This window comes from Lonsdalea britannica (genome assembly GCF_946477055.1).
In the GTDB taxonomy this organism is placed as follows: Bacteria; Pseudomonadota; Gammaproteobacteria; order Enterobacterales; family Enterobacteriaceae; genus Lonsdalea; species Lonsdalea britannica_A.
In genome coordinates this window covers 1-15,007 of sequence record NZ_CAMKXG010000058.1, presented here as the reverse complement: position 1 = coordinate 15,007, position 15,007 = coordinate 1, and the positions used below count along the sequence as shown (strand labels likewise).

Sequence of the window (15,007 nt, the reverse complement as noted above, 5' to 3'; positions counted from 1 at the left end):
AGAACGAGAGCTTCCCAAGCTCTATACGAGGGTTCGATTCCCTTCGCCCGCTCCAAACAAACATTTCTCAACGTCTACTCAAGTCAATAAAACCTAGTAATAATCAGCCTTAGCGATAATTTTCGTTATTTCTACGTCTACTTTCATCTACCGGAATCTATACATCTGTGTGTATAGTAATACGTATAGCCCGCGCTCTACACTCTGGAACTATACACAATGCCACTCACAGACCTTGAAATCAGGCGCTCTAAGCCACTGGATAAGCCCTATACACTCAATGATGGTAACGGGCTTTCGCTACTCATTGAGCCGAACGGATCGAGAGGGTGGCGCTTCCGCTATCGCTTTGATGGAAAGCCCAAGATGCTGTCGTTTGGCACGTATCCGCTTACCTCCCTTACCGAAGCCAGGCACAAGCGCGACGAAGCAAAAAAACTGGTGGCCACAGGCATAAACCCCAGCGATGTGCGTAAGAGAGATAAGCAGAACAGGCAGAACGAAATCAGCAATACCTTTGAGGCTGTCGCCCGAGAATGGTACGAGAAGCGTATCGACCGTTGGTCTGCCTCATATTCGGAAGAGATGCTAAAGACGTTTGAGGCTGACGTTTTCCCGTATATCGGCGGTCGCCCCATAGCTGAAATTAAACCTATGGAGTTGATGGGGGTTCTGTCCCGACTGGACGAGCGAGGAGCAACGGAAAAACTGCGGAAAGTACGTCAGCGCTGCGGTGAGGTCTGGCGCTATGCCATCGTTACTGGCAGGGCGGAGTATAACCCCGCTCCGGATCTGGCTAGTGCGTTTTCTCCGCACAAAAAAGAGCATTACGCATTTTTGAAGACTGAGGAATTGCCAGAGTTTTTCAGAACGCTGAACACATACAGCGGCAGTGTTGTGGTAAAGCTGGCGATGCGCCTGCAGGTGCTTACTGGCTTGCGACCCGGTGAGCTACGGCAAGGGGAGTGGGCTGAAATTGATTTTGAAAAGCGCTTATGGGAAGTTCCACCTTCCAGAATGAAAAAGCGCCGTCCTCACTGCGTACCGTTATCCGATCAGGCTGTTGCCATTCTGGAACAGCTAAAGCCAATTACCGGGCACTATCAGTTTATTTTCCCTGGCAGAATTCATCACAGTAAGCCGATGAGCGAAATGGCTATGAATGTCCTCATACGCCGCATCGGGTATGCGGGGAGAGTAACAGGCCACGGCTTCCGCCATACGATGAGCACCATTCTTCACGAGCAGGGCTACAACACAGCGTGGATTGAAACGCAACTGGCACACGTCGATAAAAACTCTATTCGTGGCACCTATAACCACGCTCAGTATCTAGATGGTCGTCGGGAAATGCTTCAATGGTATGCCGACTATATGGATGTGTTGGAGCATGGTGAAAACGTGGTTCACGGGCGTTTTAGTCAATCCTCATGACTGTATGAATAGACAGTAATAGTAGATGTGGGTAGACTTCTGTAGACGAATAAAGAATTGGCTATGTCTAGGCTGATCCCCGAAAACCCGTACACCTCTACGGGCTGGCATAGCCGCCAATTTAAGAGGGCGTGAGGTGGCGTAATGGAAGTTAAATATGGAGTCAGAAGCATACCTTCAATTGAATACTGTCGAGTATCAAGAGCATCAGAAATTTTAGGATGTTCGGTTGAAGATATAATTTATTGGGCTGGCGAGGGGAAAATAAAACTTTGCGTAAAACTATATGATGCGAAGGGTAAAATATTGGTGCCTGCCATCCCAGACCCGAAAAGATTGTTATTGTTTTTCATTGAAATGATGAATGTCACTAATTTAAAGGAATTCATCCATGATGGTAATGAGTATGTGCGTGGTTATCCATTAATAGATATATTCCCAGAGAAGTTGTTCTATCCTGAAACTGAGGATCAAATTACGGATTTTGCAAATGATATATTTCAAGGTGATGGATTCTCTGTCTCAGTAGATGGCTTATGGGAGCTTGAGTCAGATCTCTTTTCATTTTATGACGTTGACAACCCACCTATTATTGGGGGGGTGTCAGAAAAAATGACAATGGCGGCTAAAATATTTGAAGCTCTTGGTGTGGACCTAGATGAGAGCAAAATATCATTAATGAAAAACAGCTCTTTCAAGGCAAATCCTGCGGACTCTGAAGATGAAATCGGTGATTATGTTTTTATGGCTGGCATTCAGCCTCAGAAAATCACACTATCCATAAATAATTTATTTATTACAAAATCACAAATGTCATCTATTTATGAGAACTTGCTAAATAATTCAATTAAAAATGCGATGGGACTTAACAGCAGGCCAATAAAAGTGACAGTTAAGCAATCAGTTTTTACGGTCGCTTTGTTGAAAGAACTAGGGATTAAGGATAATGAATTAAAAGGGAGCATAACTAAACTTCGTCAAAGGATTTCGAATTTAGCTCCGAGTGCTCCTGTGCCTGATGATGATAAATCCCTTATTGATTGGTTACGAAAAGGTGGCGTTGATAGGTAAGTTTGAAAACTCCACGGAGATTTCAAAATCTCCACAACTAAAAAACTCTCCCGAGCGATGATTGCTCCTGTAGACGCCAATCAACTACAGGAGCATTTCAAATGTCTAATATACTCATTCGTCTGCCAGAGGTTCAGCGCCGTACTGGCTACAGCAAGGCGTGGATCTATCGCTTGCTAAAAGAAAGCCGGTTTCCTCAATCAGTAAAAATTGGTTCACGAGCTATCGCTTTCGTCGAAAGTGAAGTTGATGACTGGATTAATCAGCGCATCGCTGAATCTCGCGGCGAGGTGGCGTGATGGAAAAGAAAAACCGCCCATTACAGACGGCTAATCAGGGAGCTGACGCCTCTGATATTACGTCTGCCGCAGTCATTAAGCCAATCCCAAAGAAACACCGCGCTCGCGTCTACATGATGCGTACCGGCGTTAATGGCTTCACTGAGAATGAAATCCTACGCTACTGCCGCTTGTCCAGCGCCCGTAATTACGCGACAGAGCTGGAAAGAAGGCTTGATATTCAGCTGGAGCGCATCGACGAGCCTAACGGTGATGGCATCGGTAGCCACTTCCGTTACCGGATCACCTGCCGCGCTGATGTGATGCGAGTGATTCAACTGGTCAATAACAATGCCGCTGCTGGTGGTTATGTCGGCCTGTCTCAGTATGAGATTAACGACATTCTTTCCCTCTACCCGGATGCGTTCAACGCTGCTTAACGGAGCCTGACAAATGAAAACTGAAAAAAGCAGATTAATTTCTGAGGCCGCCCCACAGCCCACCACCGGCATGGCTGCTATTTTCACCGCTGATAAGGATAATATTTCGGTGATTAAATTCGAGGGTAAGTCGGTGCGAATCGTCAGTCTCTGCGGCGAGCCTTGGTTTATTGCCAAAGATATTTGTGAGGCGCTGGAAATTTCCGATCACAAAGTCGCATTACGTCGATTAGACGGAGATGAGAAGGGGGAGTGTTTAACACCTACCCCCGGCGGCAGCCAGGTTATGCGTACAGTATGCGAGTCTGGTTTCTACAAACTGATCGCCCGCAGCCGCAAAGCGACCACACCCGGCACATTCGCACACCGGTTCACTAACTGGGTATTCCGTGAGGTTATCCCGTCTATTCGTAAAACCGGCGCCTACGGTGTGCCGTTCGCTTTCCTGAACGACCACAGTAAACGGCAAGCAGCATATATCAAGAAGGCCAGTAAGCGCGGTAAAGACCTGCAAGCCTGCAAAGGTGAGAAATCCCACCTAATCGCCGAAGAAGCTGAGTTATGGCGCAAGTATCAACCTCAATTACCGGAGGTTCACTAATGCTCGCCGTCCAGGATAAAGACTTTCCCTTGGCTAGCCTGTTAGCAAATGTTAGCCCTCAGAACCTAATAAAACCTAATACAGCGAACGGCAGATTGTTATCAATTGTTATGGTTCGGGGCTTAGCAAAACCAAGTGAGAGCCTCACAAAACCTCACATTCAGCGCCGGGCGATGATGACAAATGACGACATTTCGAACCTGAAAAAACCTGAGTCGCATGGGGTGAAAACTCGCATAACAATGCCAGCTAATGCCAACCCCTCATTTTCTCGTCGTGGTGACGAGGAGAGTTTCGAGACCAGTACGCGCGGGGAGTTTTCGGACTCCATAAAAAAGGGCTTGCCGACTATCGCCAACCCGGTTTATGGTTATAGCGCACCAGCAAAATCTGGTGTCGGGATTGGCGTCCCGGTAACCTGTATAGTGCCGACACGCACTAAGCGTGTTTTTTTGTCGGCAAAATTCCTGCGCATCCAAATTATGGTGGGCTGGATGAGGCTTCCGAAAGGAAGGCCGGTGTCTATACAGGCCGGTTACGCCAACCTTGTTCAGCTCACCACCAGTCTGAGATTGGCGTCTCTTGGTGGTGAATTAAAAATTCACTGTATAGAGGCTGCCATCATGGCTACTACCCCTACCAAAAATCCGCAAGTCATCTGGCTAATCGCAGCCGTTCGACGCGATATGCCGACAATTACCGCCAAAATTCACCATATCGCCGCAGCGTCTGAACGCGAAGCTCGCCGCACGCTGGCACGGGATCACGTCTGTTTCTTTGCAGGCTGTATCCGTCTGGAGGTGGCAGCATGAACATTAACGCCTTATGCCGCCATCCGTCCGAGCTTGAAGCCGAAGCGATGTTATCCCGCGAGCAGGCTTACCCGGATGATTTTACGCTGGCAGAGCGTACAGCAGAACGTATGACCCGCGCCCGCAATGGGTTGGCTCACGTTATGACCGATTTAGCCACTCAACTCGACGATGAACAGGCCGCTATCGTGCATTGCTGGTTGAGTGAAGTCATGACGATTGTCGATATAGCCAGGATTGATGCGGAGGCCAGCGTATGAGCCAGTTACAACTAATTGATGCCACCTGTCAGATTGAACAAGCGCAGGCTGTTTTGTCCATGTGGCTGGAAAGCACCACCAATAAAACAGATCCCGATTTACCGCGCCTGATTGGTTCCATTCTGACGTTGTTACACGGTGTACCCGAAGCAATGAACGAGGCTGAAAGCAAACTGGCTGACCATGTAATGCGTGAATACAGGGAGGGGAAAGCATGAACAACGTACTGACATTAAAGACGGATAATCCCGACATGTTCCACGCCGAAGCCACACCGTACGGCGTAAACATAATGATCCGCAACGATGCCGGGATGTATGAGCATGTTTGCCTTGTTCCCTATTCAGATGCGGTAACTCATCTCGATATTGGCAGGTATGACGAAATCCCCGATGAAGGTTTTGCCCTGTATTTTGCAGTGGCTGACGGCGGGGCGCGTGGCTGGTTCGATTTCACCGCGCAGCAAAACATCACTATGTGGCGCTGGCTGATTGCTGCGACGTTCGTTTCTGAGATGAAGCACGAGAACGGCACGGCCACGGTCACTGAACCAGACGGCACATCATCGCAGGTAGCGATTTACTCCAATGGCACAGCGGGCATTGTGGTTTACCCGTTTGCTGAACGGCTGGCGATGGCGAACAACATTGAGGGCGCACTGATTGAGCGCTACGGCGCTGAACAGGGGGCGGAGAACGCCATTGTGTTCTATCAGGCCATGCTGGATGCGGAGCGCGGTGAGCTGACCCCGTTCGGACGTGAAACGCTGGCAGAGCTACACGATCACTTCATTGCCGATCTGGATGAAAACGGCTGGCCTGAAATGCCAGCGGCGCACTGAGGGGGCAACATGATTACCAAAAACTTCCGACTAAATGCGCTGGCGAACCAGTACGCGGCGGCACTTTACAATCACATCACGGCTATTAATGCTGGTGGCCTGACTGATACTGGGCGCGAGATATGGCAAAGCATGGTTAATGATATGGGCGCGACCGTGGCAGGGGGCAATCATGCGTAATATCGACCTTATCCGCGAAGTGAGCGCCGCCGCCGCCGGTAACTGGCCTTATGTGCTGGCTGGCCTGTCTATCGACGTGCCTGATTCATCACTCCGCCATGTCCCCTGCCCTGCATGTGGCGGTACGGATCGCTTCCGGTTCGATGATAACGGGCGCGGCAGCTTTATCTGCAACCAGTGTGGTGCTGGCGACGGCTTAGACCTGATTAAGAACGTGAACAACTGCGACACCACGGAGGCGGCACAGCTTGCGGCTGACGTGCTGGGTATTGATCACCGTGCAGCGCAAACCGACCCGGCGGCAGCGAGCCAGAGAAGGGAGCAACTGGAAGCTGACCGACAGCAGCGTGAGCAGGAGCGCCAGCAACAGGCAGCAGATGACGCAGCGCAACGAAGGGCTACGTTTACCCGTCTGTATGCCGGAATGCGCCAGAGCGTCACACAGGGCGAATCTGATTACCTGCAATCAAAAGGGCTGACCGGGTTTAATTACCCGGTTATGTCCGATGGTTCGTTGCTCCTGCCGCTGGTAGATGAATCCGGCGCAGTGGTGGCAGCGCAGACCATCACCCCACAGGGAGATAAACGACTCCTGACCGGTTCAGCAAAGCGCGGGGCATATCACGCTGTTAACGCACCGGAACAGCCGCAGGAGGTGATCATTGCCGAAGGGCTGGCAACGACTTTATCCGCTCACCTGATGCGCCCTGACGCACTGACAGTGTGCGCCATTGATGCGGGCAACCTGCTGCCAGTGGCGGAGTTTATGCGCCAGCAGTATCCAGAGGCGCAGATCATCATTGCCGCTGATAATGACCGACTGGACGACAAGCCCAATACCGGCACGGAACGGGCAGAGAAGGCCGCTTCTGCCGTGGCGGGCTATGTTGCCGTGCCTCCAACAGACTATAAAGCCGACTGGAACGACTACCACCAGAAAAACGGCCTGGAGGCTGCTACAGCCGCTTTTAACGATTCGATATACCCGCCGCAGGGGGATAACGTGAAACCGCAGCTACAGGCCATCAGGGGTGGTAAATCCGGCCAGCCAGAGAAAGATCCGCTAAAACCTCACATTGAAAGCCGTAGCGATGGTGTTTACTGGATCACGCCTAAGGTGGACAAAGACAGCGGCGAGGTTATCAACCACGATGCGTGGCTATGCTCACCGCTGGATGTTGTAGGTACTGGCCGGGATGATAAAGACCAGTACCTGATTATCCGCTGGCAGGCATTCGGTGCTAATGCGCTGACGACAGCCGCGATCCCCCTAGCTGACATTGGCGAACGTGAGGGCTGGCGCACTCTGAAAGCGGGCGGGATTAACGTTACCACCAAAAGTAGCCTGAGGGCGATCTTGGCCGACTGGCTACAGCGTAGCGGCTCGCGTGTATTGTGGCGTGTTTCTCATGCTACTGGCTGGCAGTGCGGGGCATACATCATGCCAGACGGGGAAATAATCGGCGCACCTGCACAACCCGTTTTATTCAGTGGCCGCAGTTCTGCTGCCGCCGGGTACACCGTAGCAGGAACCTCAGAGCGCTGGCGTAAGAGTGTTGCGCGTCTGGCATACGGTAACTACTCGATGATGACAGGCATTGCCGCCGCATTGGCAGCACCGTTAATCGGGCTGGCTGGCGCTGATGGGTTCGGCATTCATTTCTATGAACAGTCGAGCGCGGGTAAAACCACCACTGCGAACGTGGCGAGCAGCTTATACGGCAACCCGGACTTACTACGCTTGACGTGGTACGGCACGGCACTGGGACTGGCAAACGAAGCCGCAGCACACAATGACGGGCTGATGCCACTGGATGAAGTCGGACAAGGGGCTGACCCGGTAAGCGTGTCACAGTCTGCCTATACGCTGTTTAACGGCGTGGGGAAATTGCAGGGAGCAAAAGAGGGGGGCAACCGTGATTTAAAGCGCTGGCGCACCGTGGCGATCAGTACCGGGGAAATGGACTTAGAAACCTTTATAGCCACCGCTGGGCGCAAGATCAAAGCCGGGCAACTGGTGCGCCTGCTGAATATCCCGCTGAGTAAGGCGGTGCGCTTCCATGACCACCAGAACGGCAAACAGCACGCCGACGCGCTGAAAGACGCTTACCAGCACCATCATGGTGCTGCAGGGCGGGAGTGGATCAAGTGGCTGGCAGTCCACCAGCAGCAGGCGGTTGATACCGTGCGTGAGTGTGAATCCCGCTGGCGCAGCCTTATCCCTGCGGACTATGGCGAGCAGGTACACCGCGTGGCCGCACGCTTTGCCATTCTAGAGGCTGCTTTGCTGCTGGGTGAGGTTGTCACCGGGTGGGATGCTCAGACATGCCGTGATGCGATACAGCACAGCTACAATGCCTGGCTGCGTGAGTTCGGCACGGGCAACAAAGAACATCAGCAGATCATTGAGCAGTGCGAGGCATTTCTTAATGCCAATGGTCTGAGCCGGTTCGCCCCATTCCCTTATGACCCGCAGTCATTGCCTATCCGAGATATGGCAGGTTACCGCACCAGCGGCAGCCATGACGGCGATCCGATTGTTTTCTATACCTTCCCTTCAACGTTTGAGCAGGAGATAGCTAGCGGGTTCAATCCCAAACAGTTCGCTGAGGTGCTTAAAAATGCTGGGATGCTGACGCCGCCGACCAGTGATAGAGGCTATCAGCGAAAATCACCTCGCATTGGTGGCCGACAAATTCGCGTTTACGTCCTCAACTTCATTCCAGACGAAAGCGACCAGCCAGAAGAATAATTTTATCTCACATGCGTAGTTTAGGTGTTGGTTCAGTTGGTTCAGTTGGTTCAATGATTTATATCTATTGATTTTTAAGGGATTTATTTCAAAAAGTGAACCAACACTGAACCAACATATGCCCGTTTTGAACCAACACAAAAATTTAGAGCTTTTCTCTTGCTGGGAGTGAACCAACATTTACCCCTGCTGAACCAACAAAAAAACGTCAATGTTGGTTCAGTAAAACCCAGTGCTGGCGCGGCCTGTAGCCCAGTGAACCAACTGAACCAACTGAACCAACACCTTTTTACTTATATAGAAGCATTGAGTCGGTTTTGAACTTAGGCAACTGACGGGTAAATTGCTGCGTGCTAGGATTAATCCGAATATTACTAACGGGAATAGGGACATGAAAAAAACAATTTCAGCGTGCGTTATTGCTGCCACTCTTTTGACTGGTTGTGGCCCAAAGAAATTAACCCCTGAGCAAAAGCAGGAAGTAAGCAGTCTTAAAAGTGAGCTTTCGCAGACGGAAAAAGAAATAGCTCAAGCGACAGAGCAGCAAAGTCAATTCACAGGTGGGCTAATCAAAAACCTCACAACTGCCAGGCTTGAAGTGCTGGGAACGAATAAGGCGCTATTAGAGCAGCGTATCAATGCTATCGAGTCGGGCGCTAAGATTGATTTAACCATTACTGGTGTTAAACCAAATTCAGAGGCGGCGGCGGCATTAAAAACGAAATTGATAAGCTTACTGTCCAAATCGGCAATGCAAAAAATGAAGCAAGCCAATACAGCGGTGGTCTAATCCAGGTGCTGAAGCTGTCTACTGTTGCGACTCAGGAACAGACAATGGCGATGCTACAACAGCGATATCTTTCGGCTAAGTATGGATTGGCAGAAGTCAAAGTTCTCATTGAGCAGGCCAGTACGGACGTTACGGCTAAACAACCACAAAAAACAGCGCTAGTTGCCACAAACGCACCATTGCTGCCACCGGGCGAAGGGCCGTTTGGTTTGGAAGCAGGGTTATCTAAAAAGAACATTGAAGATATGACCGGCGAAGATCTTAAACCGGTAGCAAATAGTGCTGACCTTTATACATCTGAATCGTTGCCAAAAAAGAATGCTGACTTCGAGGCATACGGGCTTTTAATCTCTCCAAATGCTGGCCTATGTCAAATCAGGGCCGTGGGTAAAAGCATTGATACTGATAGTTTTGGCATTGCCTTAAAATCCAAATATGAGGAACTCAGCGACTCACTATCTTCTATCTATGGCAACGCTGATAAAAATGATTTTTTAATATCTGGTTCAATTTGGAAAGAGCCCAAATACTGGATGATGTCCTTGAATAAAAAGGAGCGATTCCTGTCAGCGGAATGGAAAGGAACCAAATATAAGCCTCTGAAAAATAACCTTATATCCGTATCAATCGAAGCTAGAGCAGATGGCTCCGAGCAGGGGTATATTTTCCTTCAGTATAGCTTCAGCAATAACGATGTTTGCAAAGCAGAGATTGAAGGGGCGAAAAAAAGCTCGCTTTAGCTAGTATGTTGGACAGTATCCGAAACCTGCCTACTGGGAGGGGGAGGTAAATCTCTGGGGGCGAGCCCCTTCCGTACTGCCCGCCCCGTTAAATTTTTATACCCGCGAAAAATGAAATTTAATTCGGGCGTGTTTCACCCTTCAAAAGGGTATGACGTATGACACCACGCGAAATAGCTTTATTGACCACCGCCAAATTGGAGCACGAAGGCCACCAGCTTACCCCGGCAGATCAACGGGAGATAGAACGCTCAGTTAATGCCGATATAGCCCGGCGTGACAAATTCCGCGAAATGATGCGATCACCCGTCTACCAGTGGAAGAAGCCAACGCCACGCAGGTAGATACGGGATTATTCCGCATGTAACTTATGCGTATTAAGCAAATTACCTTTATTCATCTTTACAGAATTGTGAGTGCGTCAGTATCGTTATCCTCCCGATTCGCATTTATTCAGGATTTGCATGTACCAGCTAAAGATAACCATCCGAGACAGCAAACCACCAATATGGCGGCGTGTGCTGGTTCCAGAGCAAATCCCCTTTAGTAAACTTCACGCGGTGATCCAATTGGCTTTTGGCTGGAATGACGAACACCTGTATATGTTCGAGAAAGGGCGTAAAGGTGATCCCGGTAGCGAGTATCGCGTATGGGGTGAGGATGAAAGCATGGGTAATGCGGCAATCACACCACTATGGGCAGCGCTCCAGAATGATGGTGACAAGCTGGTTTACACGTATGACTTTGGCGACTGGTGGGATTGTCTTGTTGTGCTCGAGAAGCAAACACACGATACCAGTAAACAGCCCATTAGCTGTCTGCGTGGGAAAGGCACCACCCCGGCAGAAAATTCCGGTGGTTTGCATGGTTACAATGAATTGCTCTTACAGGCCAGAGAGTCTGATAATCCTGGACGGACCGAGATCCACAATTTTCTGATGCTGGATATTGAACGCCGGATTTACGACCTGAACAACATTAACGACAGATTGCAGGCTCTTAACTGACCCGCATGTATTCGCCCGATATTGCGTTATCAGCGCCGCCAGTATCGCGCATAACAGCGCACTGACCGGGTAAACCGTAGCGCACGACCATTGCATTGGTTTCACCGCCGCGCCGTACCTGACGCGACTCATACACTGTTACACGCTCCAGCAGCCCACCAGCAACCATGCTTTCCAACGTACGCCGGGTTGATTCTAGCTGGTGGCGCTTATCGAACGACACAATGCCATGAAGCAGGTAGGCCACGCCCGACACATCGAACGGCGGCGCACCAATTTCACCTGTCACCCATTCGAGGTTATCCGGTTCAAAATAGCTGAGTATCTCTTTTTTGCGGTTGGTCATTCTCATGGCTGGCTGATTCCTTATTGTGGGATAGCACTATCATACATTAAGTCGCAGAGCGGCCAGATTACGGCAAGGAAGTTTAAGCTATCAACGAAGAGGAGGAGGATGTACAAACAACCCTAGCGAGAGCCGAATGTGTATAGGAATGTGTATAGGTGCCAAGATAAAAAATAAAAGTATTCCGTATTTACTGGCTTTGTGTGAGTTAGTTCTACTCCCTTCGCCGCTCCAGCACCTTTCTTAAGTACTGAATCCTAAGGGATATGGCTCAATGCCTCCTTGCAGAGTTACTTAATGTAACCCACTGTGTAACCCTATCAGGGCATACAGACAGATGATTCAGCTATCCATTAGCCATGACCACAAACTCCCAGTCGTCGCCTATCTTTACCAGCGTCGCGGCATCTACTATTTCCGCATTCGCGTCAGACAATCAGGCACTAACATTGATAAGATGACTTCAGTTTCACTCCGCACCAAGGACCGGCGTACCGCTATGGCTCACTCACGACATATCAAGGCAGCACTTAAGGCAATACAAGCAGATAGACCCGATGCCTCCTATGAGGAAATGAGGGAGCACCTTAGGGATATCGCTGAGTGGGAATTGTCCACCGGGCGTTCAGACCTCTTTGAGTCGGACATGAGAGACCTGTATCGTGACCAGTACGGAGAACTCGGGGAGAATCTTGTGGATGCGGTCGCCAGTGAGCCTCTCAGCATTGACCAACATCGCTACATTCACGAGGCTTTGGGAGTTATCAGGGCCTGCATGCGGCGTATCGAGGTGGGAGACAGTAAACCACTGATAGATTACATCGATGAATTTAATGATATTGATAGGTTAAATGGTCAGGCATCTGTGTCCCTATCTGTAGGTGCCCCGGAAGTTAAACCCGGTGTCACCGTAGCGAGCCTTTTTGAGCAATACGAAGCGGAAAATTCACAGAACTGGAAGCCTGCCACCTTAAGGGAAAACAAAGCGTCTCATACTGCGTTACTCGAAATCTTCGACCATCTTGGTCTTAATGATGATGCTAATGCGATAACACGTGCTGACATACTTAGAGTTCGTTATGTGCTCCAGGAGTTACCTAAGAACCGTAAGCAGCGCTTCAAGGATGCCACGTTGATTGACCTACTGAACCGTGATGATAAGACAGATTGTCTGGATGTTGTCACCATCAATAATAAATATCTTATCAAGATGGCGGCTGTCTTCAAGTGGGCTGTTCGTAATGACCTGATTAAAAAGAATATGACTGAGGTGCTGGAACTGAAGGTTCCCCAGCGTAAAGCCTCTGAGGCCCGTAACGCTTTCTCTACGGAGCAGGTGGGGCAACTACTGGTCGCGGCTAAGTCATACTCTCAGAAAGCATCAGGAAAGCCGTATCATTACTACGTCACCGCGTTAGCTGCAATCACCGGGGCAAGACTTAATGAGGTAGCACAGCTCCAAGTAAAGGATGTTAGGACCGCTGAATCAGGGGTCGTCTACATCCACGTTAATGAGGACGATAGCAGCTTGCCGGGTAAGAGCATAAAGAACGCGCACAGTGATCGCTGTGTGCCTCTGGTTGATGGTGCTTACGGTTTCGTATTGGCTGATTTTATGGCGCTTGTAGAGGCCCGTAGAGGGTCTGACGGTGATGACGCTATGGTGTTTGATGGTCTTCGACTCATGAAGAACGGCTATGGCGAACAGGTGAGCAAATGGTTTAACAGAACGTTGTTACCCAAGGTGATTACTGAGCGGGACGGTTTAGCTTTCCATTCGTTCAGGCATACGGTAGCCACTCAGTTAAAACAGCATGGCATCGAATTGGCATACGCTCAGGCGATACTGGGACATAGTTCTGGGTCGATTACTTATGACCGCTACGCGAAGGAGGTCGAGGTGGATAAGCTGAGCGGTGTATTGGCTGGCTGTCTCCTTTGTTGATTGCTTTTAATGCCTGCACGATAGCTGCACGTTCGGCGAAGATGAATAACGACTCACTATAGGGAGGGGAGGACTACGCCCTACAACCTACACGTTACCTCAAGGTGGAGACCTTGGGCTTAACTCTTATTTCAACTAACAGCGAACCGTATGCACTCAAACCTAGTGACAGCTTTAAGCGACAGCTCTATGCGACAGCTTCATGCAGACTCACAGGTATACATACGGCCGACTAAGCGCTTCAGGGGGTGATGGGCCTGAAGAAAAGCTACAGCACACGTAAAGTTCTCTCTAGGGAGGCTTCGGGTACTGGATGGGTTAACCTTAAGGACCTTAGGTTAATCATTAATTTATATCTTTAATTAGTCTTTAATACTTAAAGTAATCTTTAGACCTTAAGGACCTTAAGGACCTTAAGGACCTTAAAGACCCATGAGTATTGGGATTGATAAATTAATAATCATCCCACCTCTAGGGTCACTCCAAGCAGACCGCTACGCTGTACCAGCTACGCTCTCTAGGTCACTCCAAGCCCTCCTACAGCGAACCGAGTAACTATGGTCATTGAGTGTCTCAGGTAGTCTTCAGGTGTCATTCCGCACCTTGCGAGGCCGGAGGCCAAGCCTTGGGCGTCCGCTCAGTCTCGCCCTATTGTTAGCTGGCGTAGCGTTAGCTCGCTACTGGCTTATGGTCAACCTTGGGTATGCCCACCAAGAGCGTAGCGAGCTACCGAGTGGTCACCTCAGGTTCATATCTAGAGTCCCGCGTCAAGGACTTTTAATTGGGCCCACTATAGGAAGAGGGATACACACTCAAAGTGTTCGTTCTGTCGACCACGAGTTACTCTTTGTCGGCTCTCAGGTGGCTCGCGCTGCTGGCCTTCAGGCATGGTCGGTGAACAACACCGTGGCACGCTTAAGTAACGCTGGGGCCAAGACGGGTCTCCGGGTGGGCGACATTGCTATTATTGATAGTAGTGTCTATAAGGACCTGAAGGACGACCAAGGGCGTCGCTACAAGCGGGCCACGTGGCTATTGACCGAGGCCACTGAGTGGAGACCTACTGTCGAGACCATGGAGTAGGAGGTGATTGTGATTATCACTACCTCCAAACAATGGGTCAGCCCTGAGCAACGCCCTGAGAGGACCTGAGAGGACCTGAGAGGACCTGAGAGGAGAGGGTTGATTATCATCAATACTACCCTCGACCTAAAGGCTACGGTGGGTCAGCCTCCAAGGTCTCCCCAAAAGGGAGCCACCAATCTACCCCCCTGAAATGAGGGGTAGTTTAGACAGCCGCCTTAAGGTCAGCCTCCAAGAGATGGTCAAAGATTAACCCGACGCCAAAAAATGGAGGCGGCTCCCTTTAAAGGTCTCCCCAAAGTTGGACCACGAGAAGTCCTTCCCTGATAAGCACCGTCTCCAGTAGAGACGCCGCCCAAACAATAACGACTCACTATAGGCTGTCTCTTATACACATCTCCGAGCCCACGAGACTAAGGCGAATCTC

At 50.1% G+C, this 15,007-nt stretch carries 17 protein-coding genes; 16 read left to right on the top strand and 1 reads right to left on the bottom strand.

Annotation, left to right across the window (positions count from 1 at the left end; translation table 11 throughout):
• Positions 1-219 precede the first annotated feature (219 nt).
• From Q7O77_RS06250 to Q7O77_RS06185, 15 genes are all read left to right on the top strand, one after another.
• Positions 220-1,434 (top strand): tyrosine-type recombinase/integrase, encoded by a 1,215-nt coding sequence (locus tag Q7O77_RS06250; RefSeq protein WP_304164439.1) that lies wholly within the window; start codon positions 220-222, stop codon positions 1,432-1,434.
• A gap of 144 nt (positions 1,435-1,578) precedes the next feature.
• Positions 1,579-2,505: a hypothetical protein gene (locus Q7O77_RS06245; protein WP_304164436.1), complete on the top strand. Its 927-nt coding sequence runs from the start codon at positions 1,579-1,581 to the stop codon at positions 2,503-2,505.
• 101 nt (positions 2,506-2,606) lie between these two features.
• Positions 2,607-2,804, top strand: a complete 198-nt coding sequence (locus Q7O77_RS06240) for an AlpA family transcriptional regulator (RefSeq protein WP_304164433.1) — start codon at positions 2,607-2,609, stop codon at positions 2,802-2,804.
• Positions 2,804-3,223 (top strand): hypothetical protein, encoded by a 420-nt coding sequence (locus tag Q7O77_RS06235; protein WP_304164432.1) that lies wholly within the window; start codon positions 2,804-2,806, stop codon positions 3,221-3,223. Before Q7O77_RS06240 ends, Q7O77_RS06235 begins: the two co-directional genes overlap by 1 nt.
• Before the next feature lie 13 nt (positions 3,224-3,236).
• The gene (locus Q7O77_RS06230) at positions 3,237-3,824 is read left to right on the top strand and encodes a BRO family protein (protein WP_304164430.1); all 588 of its coding nucleotides are present in this window, start codon (positions 3,237-3,239) and stop codon (positions 3,822-3,824) included.
• On the top strand, positions 3,785-4,636 hold the full coding sequence (locus Q7O77_RS06225; RefSeq protein ID WP_304164427.1) for a host cell division inhibitor Icd-like protein: 852 nt from the start codon (positions 3,785-3,787) through the stop codon (positions 4,634-4,636). The genes Q7O77_RS06230 and Q7O77_RS06225 overlap by 40 nt, the downstream gene beginning before the upstream one ends.
• Entirely contained in the window at positions 4,633-4,896 is a 264-nt protein-coding gene (locus Q7O77_RS06220) for a nicotinic acetylcholine receptor subunit beta (RefSeq protein WP_304164424.1), read from the top strand. The genes Q7O77_RS06225 and Q7O77_RS06220 overlap by 4 nt, the downstream gene beginning before the upstream one ends.
• Positions 4,893-5,114: a hypothetical protein gene (locus Q7O77_RS06215; protein WP_094118581.1), complete on the top strand. Its 222-nt coding sequence runs from the start codon at positions 4,893-4,895 to the stop codon at positions 5,112-5,114. Before Q7O77_RS06220 ends, Q7O77_RS06215 begins: the two co-directional genes overlap by 4 nt.
• Positions 5,111-5,737 (top strand): hypothetical protein, encoded by a 627-nt coding sequence (locus tag Q7O77_RS06210; RefSeq protein ID WP_304164419.1) that lies wholly within the window; start codon positions 5,111-5,113, stop codon positions 5,735-5,737. The genes Q7O77_RS06215 and Q7O77_RS06210 overlap by 4 nt, the downstream gene beginning before the upstream one ends.
• Positions 5,738-5,746: 9 nt before the next feature.
• On the top strand, positions 5,747-5,917 hold the full coding sequence (locus tag Q7O77_RS06205; protein WP_304164416.1) for a hypothetical protein: 171 nt from the start codon (positions 5,747-5,749) through the stop codon (positions 5,915-5,917).
• Positions 5,910-8,669 carry a TOPRIM and DUF927 domain-containing protein gene (locus Q7O77_RS06200; RefSeq protein ID WP_304164414.1) on the top strand — a complete coding sequence of 920 codons (2,760 nt, stop codon included), beginning with the start codon at positions 5,910-5,912 and terminating at the stop codon, positions 8,667-8,669. The genes Q7O77_RS06205 and Q7O77_RS06200 overlap by 8 nt, the downstream gene beginning before the upstream one ends.
• 391 nt (positions 8,670-9,060) lie before the next feature.
• The gene (locus Q7O77_RS16975) at positions 9,061-9,459 is read left to right on the top strand and encodes a hypothetical protein (RefSeq protein ID WP_369696209.1); all 399 of its coding nucleotides are present in this window, start codon (positions 9,061-9,063) and stop codon (positions 9,457-9,459) included.
• A gap of 44 nt (positions 9,460-9,503) precedes the next feature.
• Positions 9,504-10,199, top strand: a complete 696-nt coding sequence (locus Q7O77_RS16970) for a hypothetical protein (protein WP_369696208.1) — start codon at positions 9,504-9,506, stop codon at positions 10,197-10,199.
• Positions 10,200-10,357: 158 nt separating this feature from the next.
• Positions 10,358-10,543, top strand: coding sequence for a hypothetical protein (locus tag Q7O77_RS06190; protein WP_304164411.1), 186 nt, complete (start codon positions 10,358-10,360; stop codon positions 10,541-10,543).
• 120 nt (positions 10,544-10,663) lie between these two features.
• Positions 10,664-11,206, top strand: a complete 543-nt coding sequence (locus Q7O77_RS06185; protein WP_304164408.1) for a plasmid pRiA4b ORF-3 family protein — start codon at positions 10,664-10,666, stop codon at positions 11,204-11,206.
• Here Q7O77_RS06185 and Q7O77_RS06180 read toward each other — a convergent pair.
• The gene (locus Q7O77_RS06180) at positions 11,199-11,558 is read right to left on the bottom strand and encodes a hypothetical protein (protein ID WP_304164406.1); all 360 of its coding nucleotides are present in this window, start codon (positions 11,556-11,558) and stop codon (positions 11,199-11,201) included. The two genes, Q7O77_RS06185 and Q7O77_RS06180, sit on opposite strands and share 8 nt — an antisense overlap.
• 331 nt (positions 11,559-11,889) lie before the next feature.
• On the opposite strand from Q7O77_RS06180, the gene Q7O77_RS06175 reads away from it, so the two are divergent.
• Positions 11,890-13,497 (top strand): site-specific integrase, encoded by a 1,608-nt coding sequence (locus tag Q7O77_RS06175; protein ID WP_304164403.1) that lies wholly within the window; start codon positions 11,890-11,892, stop codon positions 13,495-13,497.
• Positions 13,498-15,007: the final 1,510 nt, after the last annotated feature.

Bases quoted from the DNA above. Each gene is read 5' to 3' on its own strand.
- Q7O77_RS06250 (WP_304164439.1), top strand. From the start codon at position 220: ATGCCACTCACAGACCTTGAAATCAGGCGCTCTAAGCCACTGGATAAG.
- Q7O77_RS06245 (WP_304164436.1), top strand. From the start codon at position 1,579: ATGGAAGTTAAATATGGAGTCAGAAGCATACCTTCAATTGAATACTGT.
- Q7O77_RS06240 (WP_304164433.1), top strand. From the start codon at position 2,607: ATGTCTAATATACTCATTCGTCTGCCAGAGGTTCAGCGCCGTACTGGC.
- Q7O77_RS06235 (WP_304164432.1), top strand. From the start codon at position 2,804: ATGGAAAAGAAAAACCGCCCATTACAGACGGCTAATCAGGGAGCTGAC.
- Q7O77_RS06230 (WP_304164430.1), top strand. From the start codon at position 3,237: ATGAAAACTGAAAAAAGCAGATTAATTTCTGAGGCCGCCCCACAGCCC.
- Q7O77_RS06225 (WP_304164427.1), top strand. From the start codon at position 3,785: ATGGCGCAAGTATCAACCTCAATTACCGGAGGTTCACTAATGCTCGCC.
- Q7O77_RS06220 (WP_304164424.1), top strand. From the start codon at position 4,633: ATGAACATTAACGCCTTATGCCGCCATCCGTCCGAGCTTGAAGCCGAA.
- Q7O77_RS06215 (WP_094118581.1), top strand. From the start codon at position 4,893: ATGAGCCAGTTACAACTAATTGATGCCACCTGTCAGATTGAACAAGCG.
- Q7O77_RS06210 (WP_304164419.1), top strand. From the start codon at position 5,111: ATGAACAACGTACTGACATTAAAGACGGATAATCCCGACATGTTCCAC.
- Q7O77_RS06205 (WP_304164416.1), top strand. From the start codon at position 5,747: ATGATTACCAAAAACTTCCGACTAAATGCGCTGGCGAACCAGTACGCG.
- Q7O77_RS06200 (WP_304164414.1), top strand. From the start codon at position 5,910: ATGCGTAATATCGACCTTATCCGCGAAGTGAGCGCCGCCGCCGCCGGT.
- Q7O77_RS16975 (WP_369696209.1), top strand. From the start codon at position 9,061: ATGAAAAAAACAATTTCAGCGTGCGTTATTGCTGCCACTCTTTTGACT.
- Q7O77_RS16970 (WP_369696208.1), top strand. From the start codon at position 9,504: ATGGCGATGCTACAACAGCGATATCTTTCGGCTAAGTATGGATTGGCA.
- Q7O77_RS06190 (WP_304164411.1), top strand. From the start codon at position 10,358: ATGACACCACGCGAAATAGCTTTATTGACCACCGCCAAATTGGAGCAC.
- Q7O77_RS06185 (WP_304164408.1), top strand. From the start codon at position 10,664: ATGTACCAGCTAAAGATAACCATCCGAGACAGCAAACCACCAATATGG.
- Q7O77_RS06180 (WP_304164406.1), bottom strand. From the start codon at position 11,558: ATGAGAATGACCAACCGCAAAAAAGAGATACTCAGCTATTTTGAACCG.
- Q7O77_RS06175 (WP_304164403.1), top strand. From the start codon at position 11,890: ATGATTCAGCTATCCATTAGCCATGACCACAAACTCCCAGTCGTCGCC.